A 24,738-nucleotide genomic window follows, 5' to 3' on the forward strand; every position below is an offset into this window, starting at 1 on the left:
CCTCAGGACGCGGAGAGGACGTCCAGCAGCCGGTCCACGTCCGCCTCCGTGCTGTAGAGGTGGAACGAGGCCCGCAGGGCGCCGGCGCGGGCCGAGGTGGCGATGCCGGCCGCCTGCAGGGCGGGCTGCCGGTCCGCGAGGCCCGGCACCGAGACGATGGCGGCCCCGCCGGGCACGGGCTCGTGGCCGAGGCGGGCGAGCCCGGCCCGGTAGCGGGCGGCGAGGGCCGTGTCGTGGGCGTGGATGACGTCGATGCCGATCCGCTCGATCAGAGCCAGTGAGGCTTCGGCCGCATGGTAGGCGAGGAAGGCCGGGGACTCGTCGAACCGCCTTGCCCCGTGGGCCAGTTGCGGCATCGGCCCATAGGTGGCGTCCCACATGGACTCGGCCGCCACCCAGCCGGCGTGCAGCGGGGTCAGGGTGGGCTGGGCCTCCTGCGACACGGTCAGGAACGAGGCACCGCGGGCGCCGAGCAGCCATTTGTAGCCGGCGGTGACCGTGTAGTCGTAGGACGAGGCGTCGAAGGGGAGCCAGCCCGCCGCCTGGGTCGCGTCCACGAGCATCCGGGCCCCGTGCGCCGTCGTCGCCGCGCGCACCGCGGACAGGTCGGCCAGCCGCCCGTCCGCGGACTGTACGGCGCTCAGCGAGACCAGGGCGGTGTCCGGGCCGACGGCCTCGGCGAGGGACTCCAGCGGCGCGAAGCAGACCTTGAGGTCGCCCCGCACCACGAAGGGGTTGATCACGGAGGCGAAGTCGCCCTCCGGGCACAGGACTTCGGCGCCGGGCGGCAGCGAGGCCGCGACGAGGCCGACGTGGGTGGACACGGCCGAGCCGACGGCCACCCGCTCGGCGTCCACCCCGACGAGGCGGCCGAAGGCGGCCCGGGAGCGGTTCACGCGGTCGAAGTCGCCGAAGCCGGCGGGGACTCCGGCCCCCGCCGCCTCGGCCAGCTCCCGTACGGCCGCGACGGTGGAACGCGGGAGCACCCCGCAGTTGGCGGTGTTGAGGTAGGTGGTGGAGTGGGCGAACTCGGCACGGGTTGCTTCGGTGAGAAGATCCATGCCTTCAACTCTGCGTCAGGAACGACCCAAAGTCCATTGCCGAGTTTCCTAGGTTCACCCCAAGCCATCCTTATGTCTGCGGGACGGCGCAGGCCCCGTCGGGCTCGCACGCCTCGGCCCCGACGGCCGGCTCCTCGATCTCGCGTCCGGCCCACGCCTGCTCCAGGGCCCGGGTGAACACCTCGGCCGGCTGCCCGCCGGAGATTCCGTAGCGGCGGTCGAGGACGAAGAACGGCACGGCGTTGGCGCCCAGCTCGGCGGCCTCGCGCTCGTCGACCCGGACCTCGGCGGCGTAGGCGGAGTCGTCGGCGAGCACGGCGCGCGCCTCGGCCTCCTCCAGCCCGGCCTCGACGGCGAGCGCGACCAGCACCTCGGGGTCGAAGACGGAGCGCTCCTCGCCGAAGTTGGCCTGGTAGGCGAGGTCGAGCAGTTCCTCCTGCCGGCCGCGGGCACCGGCGAGGTGCAGCAGTCGGTGGATGTCGAAGGTGTTGCCGTGGTCGCGGCCGTCGGTCCGGTACGCCAGCCCCTCGGCGCGGGCGCTGGCCGCGACGTGCTCCTCCATGCCGCGCGCCTCGTCGAGGGTGCGGCCGTACTTCTTGGCGAGCATCTCCACGACGGGAGCGGTGACCCCCTTGGCACCGCCCGGGTCGAGCTCGAAGGACCGGAACACGACCTCCACCTCGTCACGGTGCGCGAACCCGGCCAGTCCCTTCGTGAAACGGGCCTTGCCGATGTAGCACCAGGGGCAGGCGTGGACGAACGGAGCCATACCACGCCTGACCTGCGAAAACGCACGTGCTGGAAACCGTCGCTCTCCACTAAGGCCGAGAGAAGAACTCTTCGATCCTGACGGGTGAGGAGGGGGAAGCAACCTCCGCTCTCCCTAACTAAGTAGAGGGGCGGAGGAGTTTTGTTCTCCGTGAGCCTGTGGAGGGATGGGCAACCTCCGCCCTCCACAGGCAAGGGGGGCAACCTCCGCTCCCTACCTAAACCGGGGGCCGAGCGACCCTTCCTTCCCACGGGGGGAGGCAAGCCCTGCCCTCCACTGATACCAGGACCAGGGCACCAGCCATGCGAGCAGCAGACTCAGGAGGTGGTCACCTTCGGCGAACGGATGACCATGGAACGCGACGACCTCACCACGCTGCGCTCACTCGGATTCAAAGACGACGAGTTGCGGGAACTGGGGCTTTGGAAGCCTGCTACAGGCGCCCCCTCCGAGCTGGCAGAGATGTACGTGCGCCGGAGCAAGAAGAAAGACACCCTCACTTCCCTGCGACAGCAGGTAAGGGAAATGTGCGGCCATGCTCGCAGCGAGAACAAGACCATTCGCCATCTGTGGTTTGAGCAGCGGAGCGCCAGTAAGGCGAGCGTGCGACGCGAGGAATTCGAGAAGTCCACGGGGGCAGTGACTGACGGACTCTCCAAGACGCTTTACGTCTACAAGACCAGCCGACTTTCGCGCCGAGGAATGGGGCAGGTTGGTCTATTGCTGGACGAGTTCGATGCACGGAAGGCACGAATATGTGTGACGGCAGAGCGGATCGACTCGTCCAAATCGCGCATGATCCTTGCCATTCTCTCGGAGCAAGCACGAGAGCAGGCCGCAGACATTGCCCAGTTCGCGAAGCTGAGCATCACAGCGAACAAGGCCGAGGGTAAGTGGACGGGCGGAGTAGCGCCGTACGGCCTCTATTCGCCCAAGGGTTCCGGCAAGCTAGCCCGCAACCCGAAGGAGTATCCGACCGCCCGACGAATTGCCGTCTACTTGCTCAATCGCATGACTCCGGCCTGGATAGCGAACAAGCTGAATGGGGAAGCGCTGCTCACACGACACGGTCGCAAGTGGACAGACTCGGGAATCATCAGCCTTGCGCACTCTGTCACGTGGGCCGGCCTCGTTGCCAACCGAGAAAGGATGAAGGACAAGCACGGAAACGAACTCGACAAGTACCATCGGGGAGGAACACCGCTGCTCGACAAAAAGGGGCACCCGATCTCCTTGGGCGAGGGCGTTATCTCTTTCTCCGAGCACGTCAAGATTTCCCGCATCCTTGCCGACCGCGCCCAGCCCGGAACAACCATTGGAGACCGCTCCCGAGGGAAGCACGAGATAGTCGCTATCCTCACGGACATTCTTCGCTGCGGACGCTGCAAGGGACCGATGGAAAACGGCGGAATCAATTACCGCTGTCAGGCTCGGCAACGACAGGGCGAATCATCGTGCAAGGGAATTTCAACCGACCGCGCCAGGATCGACAAAGAGATAGCCGGGCTATGGGAAACCCACATTCTCAGCCTCTCCCCGGAGTCAGATGTCATCCACGCAATCGCCCGCAAGTGGCTCGACTACAAGGACCCCGCAAAGGAGAAGCGAAAGCAGGAAGTGACCGCAGCGCTGGAAAGCGCGGCATCACGAGAACTTAAGCTCCAAAAAGAGTTCTTCCTTGGGGGCGGGATGAACGAAACCCTTTACGATTCACTACGACGTGAACTCTCAGAGCAGATATCGGCAATGAAGGCTGAGCTAAAGGAACTGGCGAAGAGTGCCGACCTAACCACGCTCGTTCACCCCGAACCCTTGGCTCTGCTGTGGGAAGGTGCAGGCGCCAGCGGTCAGCGAGCGCTGCTGCGGGCAGCGATGCGAAAGATTATCCTGAGTCCTCCGAAAGGTCGCGGGGATCGCACACCGCTCCACAAGCGCCTGGAAATTGACTGGATAGACAAAGCTGCTGGCGAGACTCCGCTAGACAAGGCCTTTGCTCACGTCGAGAAATCCAGGATTAAGCGCACAGCCGCATAGCCCACAATCCCCAAACAGGAAGCCCCGGAAGGCCAGGCGGTCACCGGGGCTTCCTTCTGCCCATAATCAATTGCGATATCAGCGAGGCACGAATGCCAAACCAAAGGCTTATGGCCCTTCTACGCCGCGCAGACGCGGCAGCGCGAGAGCTTGCCCGCTTGCGCCACCTGGACACCGCCGAGGTGCGATCCCTCATCAGCGACACCCTGAATGCCGCTGAGGGCCTCTCCGGGCCCCCCAACTGCGGACGCCCGGCGTGCACCAACGACGTGCCCTACGGGGGCCGTGGGCGCCGTCCCCTGTACTGCTCCCGTAGTTGCCGAGACTGGGCCGCCCGGAGCGCCCGACAGCGGGTCGAGAGGGGCAAGGAGTGATGGGGTGTTGATTTACATCAGTTTTTTAGTAGCACGTAAAAAAATATAGAAGAAGAGGGATCGATGCCACAGTCAGCACCGCGTCACAGCTCATCAGCATCGGCCAGACCGCAGGCAGCGCGTCCAGGGCTGGCGGGTCGGCCACCTCCAGTACTGGAAGCCACACCTACTCCGAGTGCTAGTCCAACAACCACATGACGTCATGCCGTTCGTCCCCCTTGACGAGTCACGGGGGATTTTTCATGCCCAAACAGAAAGATGGAGTGATCGTGAACGACAGTCTTAACCGATACGCCTTCCTGGATCGAAAGCGCAACAAGGAACAGAACCGCGCTGAGGCATGGAAGCGGGATGAAGCGATGGAGCGGATTGCGTCTATCCGTTCATCCAACCCGGATCTCTATGACCGCATGGGGCCGATGGTCCACATGAGCCTTGGTCACTACGAGAACGACAAGAAGATCGCCGCACAGTACGGGCGCGACGTAAACAAGGGTGGTAAGTGAGTATGTCTACTGAGATCGAGAAGGCCGCTGCACAGGTCGCCAAGCTGCGAGCGCAGGCGGAAAAGGTGTCGGGTCCGCTTGCGGATGCCGAAGCGCTGTTGCAGGCAGCGGAGGAATCCGAGTCCGCTCGACGTGCTGAGCGTGCGACGGACTACAACCGTGAGGTAGTCGCGACGTACCGGGAGCGGGCGGAGGGGGCTGCCAGTTCCGGTCACGCTGCCCGGGAACGGTTCCTCGCTGCGCTGTCCGCTGAGCCGTGGTTCGCTGCCTACGTTGAATACCGCGCCGCCCGGCACAAGCGTGGACATGTGCTGACTGAGGCGCAGCGGGCGCAGTCCGCATTGGGTGAGGTATCGACTGTTCCTGAACAGCGTTGGTATGACGCACGCCTATTGGAAGACATCGTGTCGAACGCTGACAAGAAGGCTGAGGAATTGGCTATCGAGTTCGACCAGGAGTTGAGCGATAAGCGCGACGCCTACATTTCGGGGACCGACTGATCATGGCTGTTGACGCGCTCGATCCAGGTCCGGAAGGGAACTTCCCGCACTTCCCTCGTGATGTCATGGGTCGTCCGGTGTGGTCCGATGCTCCGACAGGTCTTCCAGTGGTGAACGGTGGGGCACCTATGCCGCGCGGGATTCAGCGAATGAAGGACCCTGAGCATCCGGGCCGGCTGGTGACTGTGGACGTCACGCCCCGGCATCCGAACGGGGAGCCGATCAATCCGCCCGTAACCTCTCCGAGGGCGGGCGATGCGACGTAATCCGGAAGGCATGCCGAATATTCCGCACTCTGCCCACTCAGTGGACGGCAGGGCTGATTGGAGCGATATTCGCCGCAGATTCCTCGGCATGTATCCAGCGTGTCAGGTATGCAGCGAGGAGCGGGCCGAGCTGGTGCAGCACTTCCCCCGGACTCGGGAGCAGCTAATAGGGAATGGGATACCCCACCCGGATGCACCAGTTCACCTCCGGGGCATCTGTGCATTCTGTTACTTCACGGCATGAGATCGGAGAATAATGCCTCGTAAGCCCCGCCCCCCTTGCTCCGTCCCCGGGTGCCCCGAGTTGACCACTGGTGGCCGCTGTGAGGCTCACCGCCGCGAGGCCGAGCAACAGCGCGAGAGTACCGCCGAGCGGGGCTATGCGACGCGTTGGCAGCGTGTTCGGCGCGCTTACCTGTACCGCAATCCGTGGTGTCTGCTGTGCGGTCGCATGGCGACGGTTGCCGACCATTTCCCGCTGTCTCGCAGGCAGTTGGTTGCGCAAGGGGTGTCCGATCCGGACGCGTCGCATCGTTTGCGTCCGCTGTGCACGCAGTGTCACAACCGCGAGACCGCTAAGCGTCAACCGGGCGGTTGGGCAGCGGCAAATGTGAGGCCAATTCGGTCATAGTTCGCGCCCTACCAGGGGGGTATCCCTCTATCCTTCCGCCATTGATCGACAGGGAGACAAGAAACTCGCACCGGTGCAGCGCAAGAATTTGGAAACCCGAACCAGGGGCAAAACAGGAATGAGAATGTATGGCCGACAGATACAGGCCGAAGTCAGCAGTTCAGCGGGCGCGGGAAGGGAACCCTTCAAAGACCCCGATTAAGGAAGGCGTGATCGTTCCCCGGGCCATCCTCGCCGAGCCGGACTGGTCCGAGATTTTCAAGTCCTCGCCCGATCCCGCTGTCGAGCCGGCGAACGTCCGGTGCCGTGCGGTCGCGTCGGAGGAGTGGCGGCGCATCGTCCCGATCCTCGAAGTGGCAGCAGGCATCGGCGAGGTGGACCACACCACGGTCAAGGACCTGTGCGTGTGCGTCGCCCGGATCGACCAGGCGGAGCGGGACCTATCCGAGCGCGGGCTCATCGTGACCGCCGAGCGTGGAACCGTGAAGAACGGGGCCGCGACTATCGCAGGCCAGTACCGGACCCAACTTTCCCGCTACATCCGTGAGTTGGGGCTCTCGCCGAGTGCGCGAACCAGCATCACCCTGCCGGAATCCGAGGAAGACGACTCGGACGTCTGGGACTAGCTCAGGCGGCAACCTCACTACAGAGCCACCGTGCTCGTCTCCCTTCAGCGGGCGGCGGGTGCGGGGGCTTTCGCGCGCCCTCACTCCTCAACTTCCCTGGCTGGTTGCCCTCTTGACGCTGCCAGTCGTGCGGGTGATGGTCGTGCAATCAGGTGTAACCCCCTCGCTGCGGGAGGTAGTCATGGCCCTAGTGTTCATCGCGAAGGACCCCGATACGGATGAGCGAAACTGCCCGACCGTGTGGGTCGACGTGGAAGCGGAAGAGATGCTGTTCCAAGGGTGGAAGCCTGATGAGGCGAGGTTGGCCGAGTGCCTGCTGACTGGCCCCATCCCGGACAGCGAAGCAGTGGTCCGGCTGCCCCTGCGCATGGTGGCCGCTATCAGGAAGGCGTGCGATGAAGCAGAGCGGGCCGGTGTTCGACTTCGATGAGGTGCTAGCTCGTAGCACCCGCTCCGCTGTGCATCTTGAGATGCGCGACTCCTACGCGGTGGACAACGAGACGGGCCGCTACGCCGAGTGGAAGGCGGGTAAGCGCCACGACCCGGATGACCGCCCATCGTGGTGGCGCCCGTGGCACTCGCTCGTCACTGAGACCGTGGCGCGAGGCGTTGTGGTCCGCCGGGCCCGGATCGTCTCCGAGCCGGTTTCGGAGTACATCCGGTTCGAGTACGACGGCACGTTCATGAACGTGGCAGCAGGCGAGCTTGTGCGCTGGCTCCCGCGACGGCAGTCGTCCGACCTGGCCTTGCCCGGTAACGACTTCTGGGTATTCGACGGCGGAATCGTTCGCTTCGGCCACTTCTCAGGAGATGGCGAGTACCTGGGCGAGGAGTGGACGGAAGCACCCGCCGTTGCCGAGCTGTGCTCGTCAGCTTTTGAGGCGGTGTGGCGACGCGCTACGCCACACGAGGATTTCAAGGTCTGACAACTCGATTCGCAACCTGGATAGCTAGCTCATGCCCGTATCGCCATCGTCCAGCGCGCAGGCTGCCCGCGAGGCACTTGCCGCACGCCTTCGTGACCTGCGCTTGGACGCTGGCCTCACGGGGCGCGAGCTAGCTTCCCGGGCCGATTGGAGCACGGCTAAAGCATCCCGGATCGAGAACGCCAAGACCCCACCCTCAGACGCCGACATCAGGGCGTGGTGCGTGGCTTGTGGAGCTGCGGAGCAGACTGCCGACTTGATCGCGGCGAACCGTTCCGCTGACTCGATGTACGTCGAATGGCGCAGGAAGCAGCGAACGGGACTGCGTAGGCTCCAAGAATCAGCGGTGCCCCTGTTCGAGCGAACGCGACACTTCCGCGTCTACTGCTCCAACGTCGTCCCCGGACTGATCCAGACAGACGGTTACGCACGGGCGCTCCTGACATCAATCACGGAGTTTCGCCAGATTCCCAACGACGTGGAACAAGCAGTAGAGGCCCGCATGGCTCGATCCCACGTGATCCGCGAGGGGGACCACCGCTTCGCGCTGATCATCGAGGAAGACGTCTTGTACTACGGTTTCGGCGACGCTGAGGTCATGGCTGGTCAGCTTGGCTACTTGTTGGCCGTCATGTCGCTGCCGTCCATCTCGCTGGGGGTCATTCCGCGCACCACCCCGCGCCGCATGTGGCCGATCGAGACGTTCATGGTGTTCGATGACGAGCGGGCGGCCGTGGAACTGCTATCGGCAGACGTGACAGTCACCGCGCCATCCGAAGTCGCCCTGTACGTACGGGCCTTCGGTGAACTGGCGGAGATGGCCGTTTACGGCGGTCGGGCCCGTGCGCTGGTGACCGACGCTATTACCTCGCTCGGGTAACTCGCGTGCAATCTCGTGTAACAACGTAGCTAGCTCCCCTCCGCTGTTTCTAGCGTGGTCATCGTCCGGCAGGCAACGCGGAGGGGTGCGGCATGGCAGCGGCAGCACAGCAACAGGCGGAACGAACCGGGCCGCTCGAACCCGTGCCCGTGAGCGGATGCGGGGTCTGTCTCGCGCTGGTCACCGCCCGCGAGATCGCTCGGGAAGTCGGCGACCGGTGCGCCGTCGCTGTGCAGAACGCGGAACTGCGCAACCACCCGCACCGCCAGAGTCAGGCATGAGCGTGAGAGCGGTACTCCGGTACGTCAGCTACGTCATGCACCGCCACCCGTCCGCCGAGACCACGGCGACGGCGCGCTGTCTGAACCCTGACTGCCGCTGGACCGCTGCACCGACCGGCAACGCGGACGTGTGCACCGACATGTGCATTCAGCACACGGGCCGCACGGGGCACATGACCTTCCTCCGGGAGTTCTCCGAAGTGGCCGTGGTGGAGCGCATCCCGTGACCGACGACAACTAGAAAGGGTGCCCATGGAAACAGCCGATCGTGCGCGGCTCGACACATACTTTGGCAAGGTTGCCGAAGCATTCGCGCCGCCCGAGCGTCCGTCCTCGCTGTTGATCACTCATCTGCTGCCCGAGCGACCCGCGTTCGTCGGGGCCGTGGGCAAGGTGTCGCACCTGCGTGCCGTTCTGCCCAAGCCGAAGTCCATCCACGCGAGTGCCCGCCGAGAGATCGAACGGACCGTGGCGTGCGACGAGCTGTCCCGCGACATGTTCAGCGACCCCAATACCGCCGTGACGTACCTGGAAACGAGGGCAGCCGGCGAAAGCATCGTCCTGCTCGACGTGGGCGGGTACTTCGCTCCCTCGCTGGACGCGCTGTGTGAACGGTTCTCGGGAACCATCCTCGGCGTGGTCGAGGACACCGAGAACGGCCACAAGCGCTATGCCGACCGGGACAAGCTGCCGTGCCCGGTCGTCTCGGTGGCCCGGAGCCCGCTCAAAGACCCGGAAGACTTCTTGGTCGGACAGTCCGTCGTGTTCTCCGCCGAAGCGCTGTTGCGGCAGCGCGGGGACATCCTGCACGGGCGCCCGGCCCTGGTTCTCGGGTTCGGCAAGCTCGGCAGCTCGATTGCCCGGCTGCTGCACGTCAAGGGTGTGCGGGTGATCGTCTACGACATCGACCCCGTGCGGCGGGCACAGGCCATGTCTCAGGGGTTCGAGGTGGCTCGTGACCGGGACCAGGCCATAGCCACGGCTGGACTCGTGCTCTGCGCGACGGGGGCGCTGTCTCTACGCGGCGAGGACTTCCCGCAGCTCAAGAACGGGGCCTACGTGGCGACCGTGACCAGCTCGGAAGACGAGTTGGAGTTGGGCGGACTGCCCTCGGGCTACATCCGTGACAGTGCCGGTGAACACGTGAGCCGCTACAGCACGACCGGGCACTACTTCTATCTGCTGAATGGGGGCGAGGCGGTCAACTTCATCCACGGCGCGAGCGTTGGACCGTTCATCTTCCTCGTTCAGGCCGAGATCCTCGCGGGCGCGGCCATGCTGGCTCGCGGCGGGCTGGACGCCGCCATGCACGAGGTGCCCACCGCCGACCGGGAAGCCATCGCGGCTACCTGGCTCCACTACTACAACAGGTGATCGAATGCCCATCACGGCAGACCACATCCGTACGACCCTCGCCGAGTACACCGACGCGCACCCCGAGGACAAGCACGCACTTGCCCCTCTGACTGAGCTGCTGGACGAGGGCGCAGACGTGACCAGCCGGAAGGAGTTCCGCGGACACGTCACGGCGGGCGCCGTGCTCGTCAACGACCGAGGCGAAGCGCTGTTCATCCATCACAACGCGCTCGACAAGTGGCTGACCCCTGGCGGGCACCTTGAGCCCGAGGACACGCACCTGTTGGTTGCAGCGCTCCGCGAGCTGGTCGAGGAGACGGGAGTGGCGCTCAGCCTCGCCCCCGTTCAGACCACACCCGTGCACATCGACGTGCACCCGATCCCCGCGAACGACAGCAAGGGTGAGGGTGCCCATTGGCACGCGGACTTCCGGTACGTCTTCCGCGTGACCGGCGACCAGCCCGTGACGCTCCAAGAGGAGGAAGTCAGCGGCTACGCGTGGCGCAGCGTGGACACCATCGCTGACGAGACCCTGCGGGCTCGGGTCACCGCATCACTGCGATAGTCCCGCCTCACACCCTCAGTCCGCCCCGTCCGCCCGCGTCCCCCGCCGCGGAAGGACGGGGCTTTCCGCTGCCCCAACTCCCTTGCCATAGACGCAGGTCAGAGCCTCGCGGTAACCTATGGTTCCGTTGGTTCACGCGCAGGCGATGTCGCTCCAGATCTCGACGCGCATGATCCTTCTTCTCTCCGGGGTCGGGGGACAAAACGGTTTCCCCTTCAACCACCCGCTGCCCCGTCTCATTCCCCGGACACGCCGGGGAGCGGACGTACGGGCAGCGTGCGGGGACCGCGCCGCCGTGTGGTCGGGCGCAGTCCCCGTGGGCATGGGTCCCAGGCGTGTCGTCAGCGCTGGGGCGGTCGGGGGTCCCCGGGGGTGGGGGGCTCGTTGCCGCCGATCTGCTCGTTGAACTTCTGCTGTGCCGTGTCGACCTGGCTCTGGTACTTGCTCCCGGTCTTCGCGTCGAAGGCATCTCCGGCCTTCTCGACTCCTTGGCGGGCCTGGTCAGGGTGTCCCTTGATCAGGTCTTTGAGCTTGTCGAGCATGGACATGGGGCGTCCTCTCTACGGAATGCCGGTCGCTTCAAGCTTCTCCGCGAAGGCCGGTGTCCGCACCCGGAGCCTGCGCGGACCCCCCGGTCGGGTCCGCGACGGGCGGGGGACCGATCTGGAGCCAGAGGATGCGGTGGGTGCCCGCGTGGGGGGTGGAGGGAGCCGGTCGCCGGCCGTGGGTGGCGTAGAAGGCCTGGGCGCGGAGGTTGTGCTCGTAGACCTCGAGGCGGACCCGGCTGACTCCGGCGCGGCGCCAGACCTCGAGGCAGGCGGCGTGCAGGGCTGCGCCGGTGCCGCGGCGCCAGTGGACCGGGTCGACGTGGAGCTGGGTGAGGGTGGTCTCGCCGCCCTCCGTGCGGAAGGCGGCGACCCCGGTGAGCCGGCCGTCGTGCTCGGCGCAGAGCACCGCGCCCTCGGCGGGGTCGCGGGCGACGGCACGGGACCAGCCCTCGCGCGTCCGGTGGAGCTCGGCGTCACCCGCGTAGGCCTGTTCGGGGATGTGGCCCCGGTAGTACGTGGCCCGGGCCCGCGTGTGCAGGGCGGCGATGGCGTCGAGGTCTGCGGGCTCCGCGGCTCTGATCGCGGGAAGGGAAACGCGCCGGGAACCCGAGCGGTTCCCGGCGCGTCGGCTGTGCCGCCCGCGTGGCTACTTCTTCAGCCACGCCTCCATCATCTTCTGGGCGATGGGGGCGGCCAGTTTGCCGCCGCCGATCTCGGAGCGGTCGGTGTCCGAGTTCTCGATCACCACGGCGACCGCGATCTGCTTGCCGCCCAGCTTGCCGTACGAGGTGAACCAGGCCAGCGGCGCGAGGCTGTTGTTGACACCGCGCTGGGCGGTACCGGTCTTGCCGCCCACCTCGGCGCCCGCCACCTGGGCCGGCTTGCCGCCGCCCTCGGTGGCGACCGTGCGCATGGCGTCCCGGATCATCGAAGCGGTCTTCTCACTCATGACCTGCTGGGACTTCGGGTCCTTGAAGCTCTCCAGCACGTCGCCGTTGCCGTCGGTGACCTCGGAGACCATGTGCGGGGCGACGAGCTTGCCGCCGTTCTCGATCGCGGCCGTCACCATCGCCATCTGGAGCGGGGTGGCCTGCACGTCGAACTGGCCGATACCCGTCTGCGCGACCTGGTCGACCGACATCTTCTTCGACGGGTACTTGCTCGGCGGGTTGGTGCGGACCGGAGTGTCGATCTGCACGTTGAATCCGAGCTTCTCGGCCGTCGCGCGCATCTTGTCCTGGCCGAGCTTGGACGCGAGCTCGGCGAAGACGTTGTTGCAGGACAGCCGCAGGGCGGTGCGCACGGAGGCGTTGTTGCAGGCCGCGGAGCCCGCCTCGCTGGGCAGCAGGGTGCGGGTGCCGGGAATCGTGTACGGGTCGGCGATGCCGGTCGGCTGGTCGAGGTTGCCGACGAGGCCGTTCTCGATGGCCGCGGCGAGGGTGACCAGTTTGAAGGTGGAGCCGGGCGCCTGGGGCTTGCGCAGCGCCACGTTCTCCAGGGCCTTGCCCTTGTCCGCGGAGAGTTCGCTCCAGGCCTTCTCGTCGTTGGCGCCGGCGATGCTGCCCGGGTCGAAGGAGGGGTTGTTCACCACGGCGAGGATCTCGCCGGTCGCGGGGTCGATGGCCACGGCGGCGCCCTGCTTGCCCTGGAGCGCGTCGTAAGCCGCCTTCTGCACGCCCTTGTCGATCGTGGTCAGGACGTTGCCGGGGGCGGCCCGCTTGTTGGTGAGCATGTCCATCACGGTCTTCAGACGGCTGTCCGAACCGTTGAGGACGTTCTTGTAGATGCCCTCCAGCATCGTCGTGCCGTAGGCCTGGGAGCTGTACCCGGTGATCGGCGCGTAGAGGGGGCCGTCGACATACGTCCGCTTGTAGCCGAAGTCCTTGCCGCCCGTCTTCACCGAGCCGGTGATCGCCTCCCCGCCCACGATGATGTTGCCCAGCGGGTTCTCGTACTGCCCGATGAGGTTCCGGCGGTTGTGCTTGTCTTCTGCGAGGGCCTGGCCTTGGTATGCCTGCACCCAGGTGACGCGGACCAGCAGGGCCAGCACCAGAAGCAGACAGAAGACCGACGCACGCCTGATCGTCTTGTTCATCCCCCAGAAGGACGTCCCGGTGACCCCGGCCGTTCCGCTCTGCCCCGATTGTGGCGGGGTTCTCAGCCCTTCTTCATGATGAAGCCCCCCTCGTACGCCGCGATGACCGCCTGGGTGCGGTCACGGGAGCCGGTCTTGGTGAGGACCGCCGCGACGTGCGTCTTGACCGTCTGCGGTCCGACGCCGAGGCGCTCGCTCATCTCGTGGTTGGACAGCCCGGTGGCCATCAGGCGCAGTACGTCGGCCTCGCGGTCGGTGAGCCGGGCCACCCAGGGCGCGGTGGCGGGCGGGGCGCCGCCGGCCGTGTGGGCGGCGGCGAGGGAGCGCACCGCGGCGGGGAAGAGCAGCGAGTCGCCGCGGGCGACGAGCCGGACCGCCCCGATCAGCTCGTCCGGGTCGGCGCGCTTGAGGAGGAAGCCCACGGCTCCCGCGCGCAGCGCGTCGTACACGTAGGCGTCGTTCTCGAAGGTGGTGACGACCACGATCCGGGGCGGCGCGGCCATGGTGGCGAGGATCTGCTCGGTGGCCCGGATCCCGTCGATCTCGGGCATCCGGACGTCCATCAGCACCACGTCCGGTGCCAGCGAGCGCACCAGCGGGACCGCTTCGGCGCCGGTGGCTGCCTCGCCGACGACCTGCAGGTCGGGCTCGGCCTCCAGGATGACCCGCAGCGCGGTGCGGACCATCCGCTCGTCGTCGCAGAGCACGATGCGCAGCGGCGGCCGGCCCGCCGGGGTCGGCGGGGTCGCCTCGGTCGGCGGGGTCGGCGCGCTCATCGGTCGCCTCCGGCGAGCGGGAGCACGGCCCGCAGCCGCCACAGGTCCTCGTACGGTCCGGCCTCGACGCTGCCGCCGAGCAGCGCGGCCCGTTCCGCCGAGCCGTGCAGTCCCCGGCCCCCGGTGGTGCGGGTCTCCCCCTCGCCGGGAGGGGCGGGCGTATTGGTCATGGTGATCTCCAGTTCACGGTGTCCGCTCTCGTGGCCGGCCCGTACCAGGATCCGCAGATCCACCGGGCCGGTGCCGTGGCGGAGGGCGTTGCTGAGTCCCTCCTGGACGATCCGGTACGCCTCGCGGGAGGCGATCGCCGGAAGCCCTGCCCAGTCCCCGCCGGGGCCGGGGTCCTGGTGTGCGGTGACGGTGGTGCCGGCCCGGGTACGGGCCAGCAGCCCGTCGAGGTCGGCGGCGAGGGTGGGGGCCGGCGCGGCGTCCGGCCGGGCCGGGTCCCCGTCCCGCAGCAGGCCCAGTACGGCGTCCAGCTCGCCCACCGTCCGCCGGGTGGTGTCCTCGATCGCGGCCAGCGCCTCCCGTGCGAACTCGGGGTCGCGCTCCAGCATCCGCCGGGCGGCCACCGCCTGGAGGGTGACGGCGCTCAGCGCGTGCCCGACCGCGTCGTGCAGCTCCCGGGCCAGCCGGTTGCGCACGGCCAGGTCGGCTGCCCGCTCCTCGGCGGCGGCCAACCGGTCCGCCGCCGTCGGCCCGAGCAGTACGGGCGCCATCCGGGCCAGCAGCGCCCCGGCCCCGGCGGCGCACAGGACGAGCGCGCCCAGCAGTGCGATCCCGAGCAGGGGGGCCACGTACGGATCGGCCTCGGTGGTGAACCAGCCCACTCCGAGCTCGGCGTCCTGCAATCCGCTCACGAACGGCAGCACGATCAGCACGGCCGCCCACGGCGGCACCGCGAGGGTCAGGGCGCTGACGACCGCGCCGACCCCCAGGTGCAGCGTCCACCACGCCGAGGCCCGCCCCCGCGCGGCCCAGGACCGCGCCGGCCCTTCCGCCAGCCGCTCCCCCGGCACCCCGCACATGGCCCGGACGGCGGCCACGGACAGCGGCCGGACCAGCCCGAAGACGGCCGTCACCGCGACCACCGGCAGGGCCGCCGCATAGGCGGCGAGGGCCAGCGGGAAGGAGTTGAGGGCATTGACCCCGCCGGCGGCCATACCGACCCCCACCTGGGCGAGGAGGAAGTACGGCATCAGCAGCGCCCCGCCGAGGATCAGGTGGATCCAGCGCAGCCGGGCCCGCGCGCCCAGCAGCCGGCCCGGTGCGCCGCGCATCATCCTTCGCTGCGGGATATGAGGAACCGGGTGAGGACGGCGGCGGCGAGCGATCCGGTGATCATCTGGCCAGCGTAGGCCAACAGGGCTGCGGAGGACGGTCCTTCGCCACCGTCCAGCTGCGGCCCCAGCGAAGCGATCAGCATCCAGGCCCCCCAGGTCAGGGCCGCCCCCGCTCCGACCCAGGCGAGGCCGAGCGGCCACCGCACCCGGAGCCCCCCGCCACGGGCCAGCAGCAGCGCCCCCGCCCCGGCGGCGAGCGCGCACATCCCGTGGACCGCGGACACCACACCCGTTTCCGCGGAGTGCGCGGCCGCCTGCTCGCCGCCCAGCCCGGCCGTGCCGCCGAAGGCCCAGTACGCGTACACCGCCGCGACCGCCAGGCCGGCCGCGGCCGCGGCTGCCGCCACCACCCCCGTGGACGACGGCAGCCGCACCGTCACGCCCTGCCACAGCCGGCCCCAGCGCTCTCGCGCATAGGGCACGAACAGCGCGGTCAGGGCGAGTCCTTGCACCGTGAAACCGCTGTAGACCACGTTGAACACCCAGGGGTCCAGGAACGGCTCCCGCGCGGCCGCCCCAGCCGGGTGCGCCCCGAAACCGAGCGCCCGTATGAGGAGTTGGCCCGGGAACGCCGTGATGATCGGGGTCAGCAGTCCCGTGGCCACGAACACCGGGACGGCCAGCAGCCAGGCGGGCACCCGTATGCCCCAGGGCCTGGTGAGCACCAGGACGAGCAGGATGACGCTCGCGTCCATGGCCAGCGTGACGGAATTGGCCGCGGTGAGGAACGGCCCGGCCTCCAGCAGCACGCTGCCGTCCGGTATCCCGATCCGGCTCCCGGACAGCCAGGCGGTCTTCAGCGCCAGGTACGGCACGGTGGCCGCGATGGCCACCGCCCCCGGGATCCGCCGCCCGGCTCCCTGGGCGGGGGCCGGCGGCCTCGTCGCGTACGCCGTCCGAACGGCTCGTGTGCTCATGACCCAACGGTCCCGCGCCAACCGCCCCGCCACCTCCCCCTCAAAGGGGAACCGCCTCCCCCGCGCGGGGGAGGAACCACACGCACCGCCGCGTCACACGCACCGCCGCGTCACATGCGCCGCGTCACGACCGACAGCCGGTCCCGTGCCTCGAACAGCGCCGCCTTGATGACCTGTTCGTGCCCCGCCGTCAGCCGCGCCACCGGAACCGAGCAGCTCACCGCGTCCCGGGCAGGCGTCCGGTACGGGACCGCCACCCCGAAGCAGCGCAGCCCGAGCGTGTTCTCCTCCCGGTCCACCGCGTACCCCTGCTCCCGCACCAGCGCCAACTCCTCGACGAGGTGCTCCCGGTCGGTGATGGTGTGCTCGGTGACCGCCTCCAGTCGCCGCGGCAGCAGCCTCCGTACCTCTTCGTCCGTGTGCGTGGCCAGCAGCGCCTTGCCGAGCGCCGTCGAGTGCACGGGCAGTCGCCGGCCGACCCGGGTGAAGGGCCGCAGGTAGTGCTGGGACTGCCGGGTGGCGAGGTACACCACGCTCGTCCCGTCCATCCGCGCCAGGTGGATGGTCTCCGTCGTGTCGTCGGAGAGCCGGTCCAGGGTGGGCCGGGCGGCGGCGACCACCTCGTCGCCGTCGATGTACGAACTTCCGACCAGGAGGGCCCGTACGCCGATTCCGTACCGCGTGCCCGTCGCGTCCGTCTCCACCCATCCCAGGTTCACCAGCGTGCGCAGCAGCATGTAGAGGCTGGACTTGGGCAGGTCGAGGTCGTGCTGGATGTCCGCCAGGCTGTGCAGCCCCGGCCGCGCCGCGAAGTGCTCCAGCAGCAGGACGGTCCGTACCGCCGATTTGACCGGCGCCGCCGCAACCGGGATCCCCGACTCGGTCGTCGTCATGCTCCTGCTTCCCCTCTGGTCGCCTCTTGTCACGCGGAGGACGCGGAAATAAAGTCCGCAGCAGATGTGATCATTCATCCACCGGAACCGCGTTCAGAATACTGAACGATCCAGGAGGCAGTGGGCCATGACAACGACACCAGTCTGGAGTGTGGACCCCCGCACCGGGAAGCAGCGCGAGCAGGTTGCGGTGGAGGCCACGTCCCAGGAAGTGGCCGAAACCGTACGGGCGGCCCACGCGGCCCGTGGCCCGCTCGCCGACGCCACCGTCCGCGCCGCCTTCCTGCGCACCGCCGCCACGCTGCTCGACGAGGCCGCCGCCCACGTCATCGAGGCCGCCGACGCCGAGACGGCGCTCGGCCCGGGCCGGCTCACCGGCGAACTGGCACGCACCACCGGCCAGCTGCGCGCCTTCGCCGACGCGGTCGACGAGGGCGCCTACCTCGACATCCGGATCGACCGCGCCGACCCCTCCCTCAGCCCGCCCCGCCCCGAACTGCGCCGCTACAAGGTCCCGCTCGGCGTGGTCGCGGTCTACGCCGCCTCCAACTTCCCGCTCGCCTTCTCCGTCCCCGGCGGGGACACCGCGAGCGCGCTGGCCGCCGGCTGCCCGGTGGTCGTCAAGGCGCACCCCGACCACCCCGCCACCTCCGAGCTGTGCGCCTCGCTGCTGCGCCGGGCGGCGGCCGCCGTCGGACTCCCGGCCGAAGTGGTGAGCGTGGTACACGGGTTCGACGCCGGCCTGGAGCTGATCCGCCACCCGCTGGTGGCCGCCGCCGGATTCACCGGTTCCATCCGGGGCGGGCGCGCGCTGTTCGACGCGGCCGCCGCCCGGCCCGTGCCGATCCCCTTCCACGGCGAGCTGGGCTCCCTCAACCCCGTCGTGGTCACCCCTGCCGCGGCCGCCGAGCGCGCCGAGGAGATCGGCGCCGGGCTGGCGGGCTCGGTCACCCTCGGCCTCGGCCAGTTCTGTGTGAAGCCCGGGCTGGTGCTGGTCCCCGAGGGCGCGGCGGGCGATCGCCTCACCGGCGCGCTCACCAAGGCGCTCGGGGAAACCGAGCCCGGGGTGCTGCTCGACCACCGGATGCGGGAGAACTTCGTCTCCGGGGTGCGCGAGCGGGCCGGACTGCCCGGCGTCGACGTGCCCGTCACCCCGGGCTCCGGCGGGGACCACACCGTCGGCGCCGGCTACCTGACCGTGCGTGCCGGGGACCTGCTCGGGGGCGGCGCCCACGACCTCCTCCTGGAGGAGTGCTTCGGCCCGGTCACCGTCATCGTGCGGTACGCCGACCAGGGCGAGGCGGGCGCGGTGCTCGGCCGGCTCCCCGGCAACCTGAGCGCCACGCTCCAGCTGTCGGCCGTCGAGACGGAGGGCGCACCGGGCCCGGCCGCCGAGCTGATCGGGCAGGTCACGGAGCTGGCGGGCCGGATCGTGGTCAACGGCTGGCCGACCGGCGTGGCGGTGGCCCCGGCCCAGCACCACGGCGGCCCCTACCCGGCGGCGACCTCGCACTCCACCTCGGTGGGCGGGACCGCGATCGAGCGCTGGCTGCGGCCCGTGGCCTACCAGTCCGTGCCGGACGCGCTCCTTCCGGCGGAGCTGCGCGAGGCCAACCCGCTGGGGCTCCCGCGCCGGGTCACGGGCGTCTGAGCGAAGGCCATGCCCCGGCCGGGCCCACCTTGGCCGGGGCCCACCTTGGCCGGGGTGGGCCCCGGCCGGGCCACACCTCACCGAGGGGGCCACACCCCGGCCGGGGCCGTGCCCAGGCCGGGGCCGTGCCCACATCCGGGCCCGTGCCCAGGCCGGGGCCGCCGCCCTGAACCCGTTGCCCGCCCCGCTCGCGGCGGGGCAGGCTGCGCCCCATGCCGAAGCCGCACGGATTCACGTACGAATTCATGTACGAAAGACTGGGCGCCCAGTGCCTCGTCATCACCCACCCGGGCCGCACCGCCGCCACCCCGCGCGGGGCACGGGCGGAGAAGTTCCCCGCCGAGGTGGGGTCCGGCGACGCGCAGCTGGTCATGGCCCGCTGGAACGGCTCGTACACGTTCGGGAACGAGCGCACGGCGCGGAACCGCCCCCGCAACCGGCGCTGAAATCTCGCGCGAGGGTAAGGGAACGGCAAAGCCCCTCCGGTCGTTCTCCGGGCATGACCGCTATGACCCCTGGTTCCAACCTGCCGCTCAACACCGTCCGCGTGACGGTGGACGTGGCTGCGCCGGTGCGGCTCGACGTATCGGCCCTGCTCCTGACGGCCGACGGCAAGGTGCGCTCCGACGCCGACTTCATCTTCTTCAACCAGCCCGCCGGCCCCGGTGTCAGCTACCGGTCCGGCGGCGGTGCGGCGCCGGACTCGATCACGGTGGACACCGGCGCGGTGCCGCCGGGCATCGAACGGATCGTGGTCACGGCCAGCCCCGACGCCGCCGGGCAGAGCTTCCAGGGCATCGAGCCCACGGCCACCGTGCGGAGCGCCGACGGCGGCGCGGTGATCGCCTCCTTCACCCCGCCGCAGCTGGGCTCCGAGACGGCGCTCGTCGTCGTCGAGATCTACCTGCGCGGCGGCGTGTGGAAGGTGCGCGCGGTCGGCCAGGGGTACGCGAACGGCCTCGCCGGCATCGCCACCGACTTCGGGGTCTCCGTGGAGGACGAGCCGGCTCCCGCGGCCGCCGCCGTCACCCCGCCCGTCGCCCCGGCACCCCCCGCGCCGCCGGCCCCGCCGGTCTCCTACCCGCCCTCCCCCTGGCTCGGCGGCGCCACGACCCCGACGGTCCCCGTCACTCCGGCCGCGCCGGTCCCGCCGGCGGCGCCCGCCGCACCCCCGGCCGCCCCGCCCGGCACCGGGAAGATCAACCTCGACAAGGGCCGGGTCAGCCTCCAGAAGAACCAGACCGTCTCCCTGGTCAAGGGCGGCCGCCCGCTGCTCTCCCAGGTGAAGATGGGCCTGGGCTGGGAGCCCGCCTTCGGCGGCCGCGACATCGACCTCGACGCCTCCGTCATCGCGTACGGCCCCCAGCGCAACCACATCGACAGCTGCTACTTCGGCAAGCTGTCCATCCTGGGCGGCTCCGTCAAGCACTCGGGGGACAACCTCACCGGTGAGGGCGCGGGCGACGACGAGGTGATCGTCGTGGACCTCGGCCGGCTCCCCGCCGAGGCCACCGGCCTGGTCTTCACGGTCAACTCCTTCTCCGGCCAGAAGTTCACCGAGGTGGCGAAGGCCTACTGCCGCCTGATCGACGCGGCGAGCGGCGAGGAGCTGGTGCGCTTCGACCTGACCACCGCCGAGCCCCAGACCGGCGTGATGATGGCCAAGCTGATCAAGCAGTTCAGCGGCGAGTGGGAGATGACGGCCATGGGAGAGTTTGTGAAGTCGCGCACAGTGCGCGGCATGGTCAAGCCCGCCGCGCAGGCACTCTGAGCAGGTGGGCGGGCACCGGCAGCCACGGCGGCGCATCCCGGGTGATGGATGCCACGCGTGATCCGTACGTTGCTGTCAGTGCCCGCCCGTAGCCTTGAAACCATGCACCAGACACTCACGCCCGCGGGACCCGCCCGCCCGTCCGCCGCTGAGGCGAACGAGGCGATACGGCTCCTCGTCGAGACCCGGGTGGACGGCGAGTGGCCCTCGGAGGCGTATGAGTTCCTGCTCACCGAGTGGGCCGACGGCTCGCATGCGGAGGTTTCCGCAGGCCGGTGAGCGCGGGTGCCCAGGCACCCGCGCCCGCACCCGTGGGCACGCCGGGCTCCGCCCGCGTCAGTGTCCGCGCCGCCACGGCCCGGTGACGGCCAGCATGATGCCCGGGCTCTGGAGGTTGGCGAACAGCGTGCGCCCGTCCGGGGAGAAGCAGACACCGGTGAATTCGGAGTACTCCGGCTCCTCGGCCGACCCGATGTTCAGCTCGTTGCGCGCCAGCGGGTAGGTGCGGCCCGAGTCGGTAGCGCCGAACAGGTGCTGCAGCCCCGAGCCGTCCTCCGCGATGACCAGCCCTCCGTACGGCGACACGGTGATGTTGTCCGGGCCGTCGTAGCCGCCGTCCACCGCCGGATCCGCGTTGACACCGATCAGGACGGTCAGCCGGACCGTGCGCCGCTTCGGGTCGTAGAACCACACCTGGCCGTCGTGTGCCGCGCCCGGGCTCTCCGCACGGGCGTAGGAGGAGACGAAGTACGCGCCTGCGTCGGCCCACCACATGCCCTCCAGCTTGCGTCCGCGCGTCACCACCCCGTCCGCGAACTGCTTGCGCACCGGCACGGTCCGGGCGTCGCGGTCCTGGACGTCCACCCAGTCGACCCCGTAGACGGTGCCGATCTTCGTGGCGCGCGAGAAGTCGTCGACGAACCGGCCCGAGCTGTCGATGCACTTGGCGGCCTGGAGCACGCCGGCGTCGGCGGCGAGGGTACGGAGCCTGCCGCGCCCGTGCTGGAAGCCGCGGGGCGGGGTCCAGCGGTAGAGCAGCCCGTTGGGGCCGGAGGCGTCCTCGGTCAGGTACGCGTGGCCCTGGCGCGGGTCGATGACCACGGCCTCGTGGTCGTAGCGGCCGAAGGCCTTGACCGGGCGCGGGTCGCGGTTGGCGCGCCGGTCGTGCGGGTCGACCTCGAAGACGTAGCCGTGGTCCTTGGTCATGCCGTTCTTGCCGGCGAGGTCGGAGTTCTCCTCGCAGGTCAGCCAGGTGTCCCAGGGGGTGGAGCCGCCCGCGCAGTTGGTGGACGTACCGGCGATGCCCACCCATTCGGCGACCTCGCCGCCGCGCCGGACCTCGACGACCGTGCAGCCGCCGGCCGCGGCCGGGTCGTAGACCAGGCCCTCGGCGAGCGGGACGGGGTGGGTCCAGCCCGAACGGGGGCCCTTGAGCTCGTGGTTGTTGACGAGGAGGGTGACTCCTCGGTGGCCCTCGAAGGCGGCGGTCCCGTCGTGGTTGGACGGGGTGCTCTCGCCGGACTCCAGGGTGGTGACCCCGCTGTGCGTGATCACGCGGTACTTGAAGCCGGCGGGGAGGGCGAGGATGCCGGCCGGGTCGGGGACGAGCGGGCCGTAGCCGGGCTCGCAGGGCCGCCCGTGCTCGTCGCGGTGGGTGCTGTCGTCGGCCGCCAGCGCTCCCGGGGCGGTGGCGAGGGCGCCGACCGTGCCGGTGAGCGCGACTCCCGCGCCCGCGATGACGGTGCGGGCGGTGAAGTCTCTACGGCTGAGCGGCATCGGGGCTCCTGGGGTGGGGAGGTGGTGCGCCTGTCGTGCGGTCGTCGGCGCACACGCTCTCGCCCGCACGTGAACGGCGGCTGAACTACCCACGAAGAGGATCAGTCCCCTTGCCGGTGGCCGGAATGGCCAACTCCGGCCCCAGGAACGGCGCATTGTCGCCATCCCGGCCGGGACACCGGAGACGCTCGGGCCGCCCGGCCCTACCGGCCCCACCAGCCCTACCGGCCCCACCGGCCACCTCCGGCCCCCGCCACAACGCCCCCACCGCCCGGCTCGGCTCAGGGGCGGCGGGAACGTGCCTTGAACGCGGCCTTGCGGGCCTCCTTCGCCGCCTTCTTGTCCGGGTGCAGCCGGCCCATCGCCTCCAGGACGTACGCCGTCGCCGGGTGCTCCACCCGCCACACCTGCTCGAAGAACCCCGCGTGATGGGCGGTCAGCGTCTCGATCAGGAGGGGCAGCTCGTCCGTCTCCCCGTCGGCGGCCAGCTGCGCCGCAATCGTGTCGACCGTCAGCCAGAACACCATCTCCGGGTCCGGTGCCGGTACGTCGGCCACCCCGCGCTCCGCCAGCCAGACCCGGGCGAGCCCGCCGAGCTCCGCGTCGTCCAGCACCGCGCGGACCGCCGGCTCGGCCTCCGGCCCGGCCGGAGCCAGGGCCTGCTGGCACCGGAGCCGGCGCAGCGGGCCGCCCTCGTCGTCCCCGCGGGCGGCGGCCAGCAGTTCGGCGACCGCGGCGGGCAGTTCGCGGCCGGCCAGCCACTGTTCGATCTCGGCCTGGGCAGCGTTCTCGGGGTAGAAGGAGACCGCGTCGAGCAGTGCGTCGGCGCCCTTGTCGGCCAGTTCGCCGACGGCGGGGGCCTCGACCCCGGCCTCCAGCATGCGGGCCCGGATCCCGTACAGGCCGAGCGGGGTGAGGCGGACCATGCCGTAGCGGGAGACGTCCTCGTCGTCCACGGCGGCCGGGCCGCCCGCCTGCGACGCGCCGGCGGGGATCTCCTCGTCGTCGGCCTCCGCCATCAGCTCCTCGTCGACGGGCCGGAATTCGACCAGCCCGATCGGCTCCAGCTGCCTGAACTGGTCGTCGAGGCGCATCATCGCGTCCGAGACCTGCTCCAGCACGGCGTCGGTGGGCTCGCCCATGCCGTCGGGGACGACCATGGACGCGGCGAGCACCGGCAGCGGAACCGGCCGGTCCGCCGCCCCGCCCTCGGTGACGGTGAGCAGGTAGAGGTTGGCGAGGACCCCGTCGAGGAAGTCCGCCTCGCGGCCCGGGTTCCAGTCCAGCCGGTCGAAGTCGATCTCGCCGCCCGCGTCCAGCGCGTCGACGAGGCCGTCCAGGTCGGGCACCGCCGCGTCGGCGAGCACCATGTCCAGGGCCGCCAGCCACAGGTCGAGCACATCGCCGGGCGCACCGCTCGTCACCAGCGCCAGGTCCTCGCCGGGCGCAGCCGTGCCGAACCGCTCTTCACCGCCCTGACCGGCGCCGGGACCGGTGTCCTGACCGGCGTCCTGACCGGCCTCCTCCTCCGGCTCCGTCACGTCGACCAGGCCGGTGTCCACGGCCACCCGCCAGGCCTGGCTCGCGTACCCCGCGGAGTCCGCGTCGGCGGCGTCGAGGCCGAGCGCCGCGACGGCCTCCGGCAGCTGGTCCGCGACGAGTTCACCGCCGATGCCGACGCGCGTCTCGGGTCCGGCCCAGCGGGCGAGGCGCACGGCGCGCGCGAACAGCGGGGCGACGAGGGCGTCGCGGGCCAGTTCCGCGCCGGAGTGCAGCCGAACCGGCGGCAGCGTGGGGTGCGACTCTGCGGACATGGTGCTGTTCTCCTCGCGGACGCGGTGGGGGCCGGGCGCGCAGCCGGGCCGGCGGGCCGTGACGACCGATTGGTCCGTCATGTGCGCGCGGACATCGGCGACATGGCCGACATGACAGGCAGGGCGGCGCAGGGCAGGTGTGGCGCAGATGACAGCGGTGGCCGTCGTTCGGCGCTCCAGCGTAGACGCATTTCGGGACCATCCGGTGGGCCATCACCTTTGGTTCATCCCACAGTCAGCTGTCGTATTCCCTGGAGGGCTTGACAACTTTGCTGGCCACACAGGAAATTGACGCGCGTAGATGTATCGGGAGCGGCACACCTCCCGCAGATCTCGCTGCGACCCCGCTGCCGCGCCCCTCCTTTCCCTCTCCCACACC

26 protein-coding genes are annotated in these 24,738 nt (G+C 69.7%); 15 read left to right on the forward strand and 11 right to left on the reverse strand.

Annotation, left to right across the window (positions count from 1 at the left end; all coding sequences use genetic code 11):
* Nucleotides 1-2: 2 nt before the first annotated feature.
* On the reverse strand, nt 3-1,061 hold the full coding sequence (locus tag OG332_RS11010) for an aminotransferase class V-fold PLP-dependent enzyme (protein WP_327413282.1): 1,059 nt from the start codon (nt 1,059-1,061) through the stop codon (nt 3-5).
* 70 nt (nt 1,062-1,131) lie between these two features.
* Nucleotides 1,132-1,830, reverse strand: a complete 699-nt coding sequence (locus OG332_RS11015; RefSeq protein WP_327413283.1) for a DsbA family oxidoreductase — start codon at nt 1,828-1,830, stop codon at nt 1,132-1,134.
* A gap of 324 nt (nt 1,831-2,154) precedes the next feature.
* Between OG332_RS11015 and OG332_RS11020 the strand changes: the two genes are divergently transcribed.
* From OG332_RS11020 to OG332_RS11070, 11 genes are all read left to right on the forward strand, one after another.
* Entirely contained in the window at nt 2,155-3,864 is a 1,710-nt protein-coding gene (locus tag OG332_RS11020; RefSeq protein ID WP_327413284.1) for a recombinase family protein, read from the forward strand.
* Between the two features lie 643 nt (nt 3,865-4,507).
* The gene (locus tag OG332_RS11025) at nt 4,508-4,744 is read left to right on the forward strand and encodes a hypothetical protein (RefSeq protein WP_327413285.1); all 237 of its coding nucleotides are present in this window, start codon (nt 4,508-4,510) and stop codon (nt 4,742-4,744) included.
* A gap of 2 nt (nt 4,745-4,746) precedes the next feature.
* Entirely contained in the window at nt 4,747-5,244 is a 498-nt protein-coding gene (locus tag OG332_RS11030; protein ID WP_327413286.1) for a hypothetical protein, read from the forward strand.
* Nucleotides 5,245-6,350: 1,106 nt separating this feature from the next.
* Nucleotides 6,351-6,767 (forward strand): phage terminase small subunit P27 family, encoded by a 417-nt coding sequence (locus tag OG332_RS11035; RefSeq protein ID WP_327413287.1) that lies wholly within the window; start codon nt 6,351-6,353, stop codon nt 6,765-6,767.
* Between the two features lie 136 nt (nt 6,768-6,903).
* Nucleotides 6,904-7,197: a hypothetical protein gene (locus OG332_RS11040; RefSeq protein ID WP_442816342.1), complete on the forward strand. Its 294-nt coding sequence runs from the start codon at nt 6,904-6,906 to the stop codon at nt 7,195-7,197.
* Entirely contained in the window at nt 7,163-7,693 is a 531-nt protein-coding gene (locus tag OG332_RS11045) for a DUF6879 family protein (protein ID WP_327413288.1), read from the forward strand. The genes OG332_RS11040 and OG332_RS11045 overlap by 35 nt, the downstream gene beginning before the upstream one ends.
* Nucleotides 7,694-7,724: 31 nt before the next feature.
* A complete protein-coding gene (locus OG332_RS11050) occupies nt 7,725-8,573 on the forward strand; it encodes a helix-turn-helix domain-containing protein (protein ID WP_327413289.1) in 849 nt (282 codons plus the stop codon).
* A gap of 92 nt (nt 8,574-8,665) precedes the next feature.
* Nucleotides 8,666-8,854 carry a hypothetical protein gene (locus OG332_RS11055; protein WP_327413290.1) on the forward strand — a complete coding sequence of 63 codons (189 nt, stop codon included), beginning with the start codon at nt 8,666-8,668 and terminating at the stop codon, nt 8,852-8,854.
* 2 nt (nt 8,855-8,856) lie between these two features.
* A complete protein-coding gene (locus tag OG332_RS11060; RefSeq protein ID WP_327413291.1) occupies nt 8,857-9,081 on the forward strand; it encodes a DUF7848 domain-containing protein in 225 nt (74 codons plus the stop codon).
* 25 nt (nt 9,082-9,106) lie between these two features.
* The gene (locus OG332_RS11065) at nt 9,107-10,228 is read left to right on the forward strand and encodes an adenosylhomocysteinase (RefSeq protein ID WP_327413292.1); all 1,122 of its coding nucleotides are present in this window, start codon (nt 9,107-9,109) and stop codon (nt 10,226-10,228) included.
* Between the two features lie 4 nt (nt 10,229-10,232).
* Nucleotides 10,233-10,775, forward strand: a complete 543-nt coding sequence (locus tag OG332_RS11070) for an NUDIX hydrolase (protein ID WP_327413293.1) — start codon at nt 10,233-10,235, stop codon at nt 10,773-10,775.
* A gap of 341 nt (nt 10,776-11,116) precedes the next feature.
* On the opposite strand, the gene OG332_RS11075 is transcribed toward OG332_RS11070, so the two are convergent.
* From OG332_RS11075 to OG332_RS11105, 7 genes are all read right to left on the reverse strand, one after another.
* A complete protein-coding gene (locus tag OG332_RS11075; protein ID WP_327413294.1) occupies nt 11,117-11,323 on the reverse strand; it encodes an antitoxin in 207 nt (68 codons plus the stop codon).
* A gap of 31 nt (nt 11,324-11,354) precedes the next feature.
* On the reverse strand, nt 11,355-11,903 hold the full coding sequence (locus OG332_RS11080) for a GNAT family N-acetyltransferase (protein ID WP_327419176.1): 549 nt from the start codon (nt 11,901-11,903) through the stop codon (nt 11,355-11,357).
* Nucleotides 11,904-11,969: 66 nt separating this feature from the next.
* On the reverse strand, nt 11,970-13,418 hold the full coding sequence (locus OG332_RS11085; protein ID WP_327413295.1) for a peptidoglycan D,D-transpeptidase FtsI family protein: 1,449 nt from the start codon (nt 13,416-13,418) through the stop codon (nt 11,970-11,972).
* A gap of 62 nt (nt 13,419-13,480) precedes the next feature.
* On the reverse strand, nt 13,481-14,194 hold the full coding sequence (locus OG332_RS11090) for a response regulator transcription factor (protein ID WP_327413296.1): 714 nt from the start codon (nt 14,192-14,194) through the stop codon (nt 13,481-13,483).
* Nucleotides 14,191-15,474: a sensor histidine kinase gene (locus tag OG332_RS11095; RefSeq protein WP_442816343.1), complete on the reverse strand. Its 1,284-nt coding sequence runs from the start codon at nt 15,472-15,474 to the stop codon at nt 14,191-14,193. Before OG332_RS11095 ends, OG332_RS11090 begins: the two co-directional genes overlap by 4 nt.
* Nucleotides 15,474-16,454, reverse strand: coding sequence for a hypothetical protein (locus OG332_RS11100; RefSeq protein ID WP_327413298.1), 981 nt, complete (start codon nt 16,452-16,454; stop codon nt 15,474-15,476). The genes OG332_RS11095 and OG332_RS11100 overlap by 1 nt, the downstream gene beginning before the upstream one ends.
* 110 nt (nt 16,455-16,564) lie before the next feature.
* Nucleotides 16,565-17,347, reverse strand: a complete 783-nt coding sequence (locus tag OG332_RS11105) for an IclR family transcriptional regulator (protein ID WP_327413299.1) — start codon at nt 17,345-17,347, stop codon at nt 16,565-16,567.
* A 127-nt stretch (nt 17,348-17,474) separates the two neighbouring features.
* Here OG332_RS11105 and OG332_RS11110 point away from each other — a divergent pair, with 127 nt between their 5' ends.
* From OG332_RS11110 to OG332_RS11125, 4 genes are all read left to right on the forward strand, one after another.
* Entirely contained in the window at nt 17,475-18,998 is a 1,524-nt protein-coding gene (locus OG332_RS11110; RefSeq protein ID WP_327413300.1) for an aldehyde dehydrogenase (NADP(+)), read from the forward strand.
* Between the two features lie 212 nt (nt 18,999-19,210).
* Nucleotides 19,211-19,444 (forward strand): hypothetical protein, encoded by a 234-nt coding sequence (locus OG332_RS11115; RefSeq protein ID WP_327413301.1) that lies wholly within the window; start codon nt 19,211-19,213, stop codon nt 19,442-19,444.
* A 62-nt stretch (nt 19,445-19,506) separates the two neighbouring features.
* Complete coding sequence (locus OG332_RS11120) at nt 19,507-20,769, forward strand: TerD family protein (protein ID WP_327413302.1); 1,263 nt, start codon at nt 19,507-19,509, stop codon at nt 20,767-20,769.
* Between the two features lie 102 nt (nt 20,770-20,871).
* Entirely contained in the window at nt 20,872-21,048 is a 177-nt protein-coding gene (locus OG332_RS11125) for a hypothetical protein (protein WP_327413303.1), read from the forward strand.
* Nucleotides 21,049-21,105: 57 nt separating this feature from the next.
* On the opposite strand, the gene OG332_RS11130 is transcribed toward OG332_RS11125, so the two are convergent.
* Nucleotides 21,106-22,545: an alkaline phosphatase PhoX gene (locus tag OG332_RS11130; protein ID WP_327413304.1), complete on the reverse strand. Its 1,440-nt coding sequence runs from the start codon at nt 22,543-22,545 to the stop codon at nt 21,106-21,108.
* A gap of 281 nt (nt 22,546-22,826) precedes the next feature.
* Nucleotides 22,827-24,359 carry a hypothetical protein gene (locus OG332_RS11135; RefSeq protein ID WP_327419177.1) on the reverse strand — a complete coding sequence of 511 codons (1,533 nt, stop codon included), beginning with the start codon at nt 24,357-24,359 and terminating at the stop codon, nt 22,827-22,829.
* Nucleotides 24,360-24,738 lie beyond the last annotated feature (379 nt).

It is taken from the genome of Streptomyces sp. NBC_01233 (assembly GCF_035989305.1).
Taxonomy (GTDB): Bacteria; Actinomycetota; Actinomycetes; order Streptomycetales; family Streptomycetaceae; genus Streptomyces.

Coding starts and splice junctions, on each gene's coding strand:
- OG332_RS11070 (WP_327413293.1), top strand. CDS start 10,233: ATGCCCATCACGGCAGACCACATCCGTACGACCCTCGCCGAGTACACC.
- OG332_RS11045 (WP_327413288.1), top strand. CDS start 7,163: ATGAAGCAGAGCGGGCCGGTGTTCGACTTCGATGAGGTGCTAGCTCGT.
- OG332_RS11095 (WP_442816343.1), bottom strand. CDS start 15,474: ATGCGCGGCGCACCGGGCCGGCTGCTGGGCGCGCGGGCCCGGCTGCGC.
- OG332_RS11125 (WP_327413303.1), top strand. CDS start 20,872: ATGCACCAGACACTCACGCCCGCGGGACCCGCCCGCCCGTCCGCCGCT.
- OG332_RS11050 (WP_327413289.1), top strand. CDS start 7,725: ATGCCCGTATCGCCATCGTCCAGCGCGCAGGCTGCCCGCGAGGCACTT.
- OG332_RS11030 (WP_327413286.1), top strand. CDS start 4,747: ATGTCTACTGAGATCGAGAAGGCCGCTGCACAGGTCGCCAAGCTGCGA.
- OG332_RS11120 (WP_327413302.1), top strand. CDS start 19,507: ATGACCCCTGGTTCCAACCTGCCGCTCAACACCGTCCGCGTGACGGTG.
- OG332_RS11010 (WP_327413282.1), bottom strand. CDS start 1,061: ATGGATCTTCTCACCGAAGCAACCCGTGCCGAGTTCGCCCACTCCACC.
- OG332_RS11065 (WP_327413292.1), top strand. CDS start 9,107: ATGGAAACAGCCGATCGTGCGCGGCTCGACACATACTTTGGCAAGGTT.
- OG332_RS11085 (WP_327413295.1), bottom strand. CDS start 13,418: ATGAACAAGACGATCAGGCGTGCGTCGGTCTTCTGTCTGCTTCTGGTG.
- OG332_RS11105 (WP_327413299.1), bottom strand. CDS start 17,347: ATGACGACGACCGAGTCGGGGATCCCGGTTGCGGCGGCGCCGGTCAAA.
- OG332_RS11040 (WP_442816342.1), top strand. CDS start 6,904: ATGGTCGTGCAATCAGGTGTAACCCCCTCGCTGCGGGAGGTAGTCATG.
- OG332_RS11100 (WP_327413298.1), bottom strand. CDS start 16,454: ATGAGCACACGAGCCGTTCGGACGGCGTACGCGACGAGGCCGCCGGCC.
- OG332_RS11055 (WP_327413290.1), top strand. CDS start 8,666: ATGGCAGCGGCAGCACAGCAACAGGCGGAACGAACCGGGCCGCTCGAA.
- OG332_RS11090 (WP_327413296.1), bottom strand. CDS start 14,194: ATGAGCGCGCCGACCCCGCCGACCGAGGCGACCCCGCCGACCCCGGCG.
- OG332_RS11130 (WP_327413304.1), bottom strand. CDS start 22,545: ATGCCGCTCAGCCGTAGAGACTTCACCGCCCGCACCGTCATCGCGGGC.
- OG332_RS11135 (WP_327419177.1), bottom strand. CDS start 24,359: ATGTCCGCAGAGTCGCACCCCACGCTGCCGCCGGTTCGGCTGCACTCC.
- OG332_RS11015 (WP_327413283.1), bottom strand. CDS start 1,830: ATGGCTCCGTTCGTCCACGCCTGCCCCTGGTGCTACATCGGCAAGGCC.
- OG332_RS11115 (WP_327413301.1), top strand. CDS start 19,211: ATGCCGAAGCCGCACGGATTCACGTACGAATTCATGTACGAAAGACTG.
- OG332_RS11110 (WP_327413300.1), top strand. CDS start 17,475: ATGACAACGACACCAGTCTGGAGTGTGGACCCCCGCACCGGGAAGCAG.
- OG332_RS11075 (WP_327413294.1), bottom strand. CDS start 11,323: ATGTCCATGCTCGACAAGCTCAAAGACCTGATCAAGGGACACCCTGAC.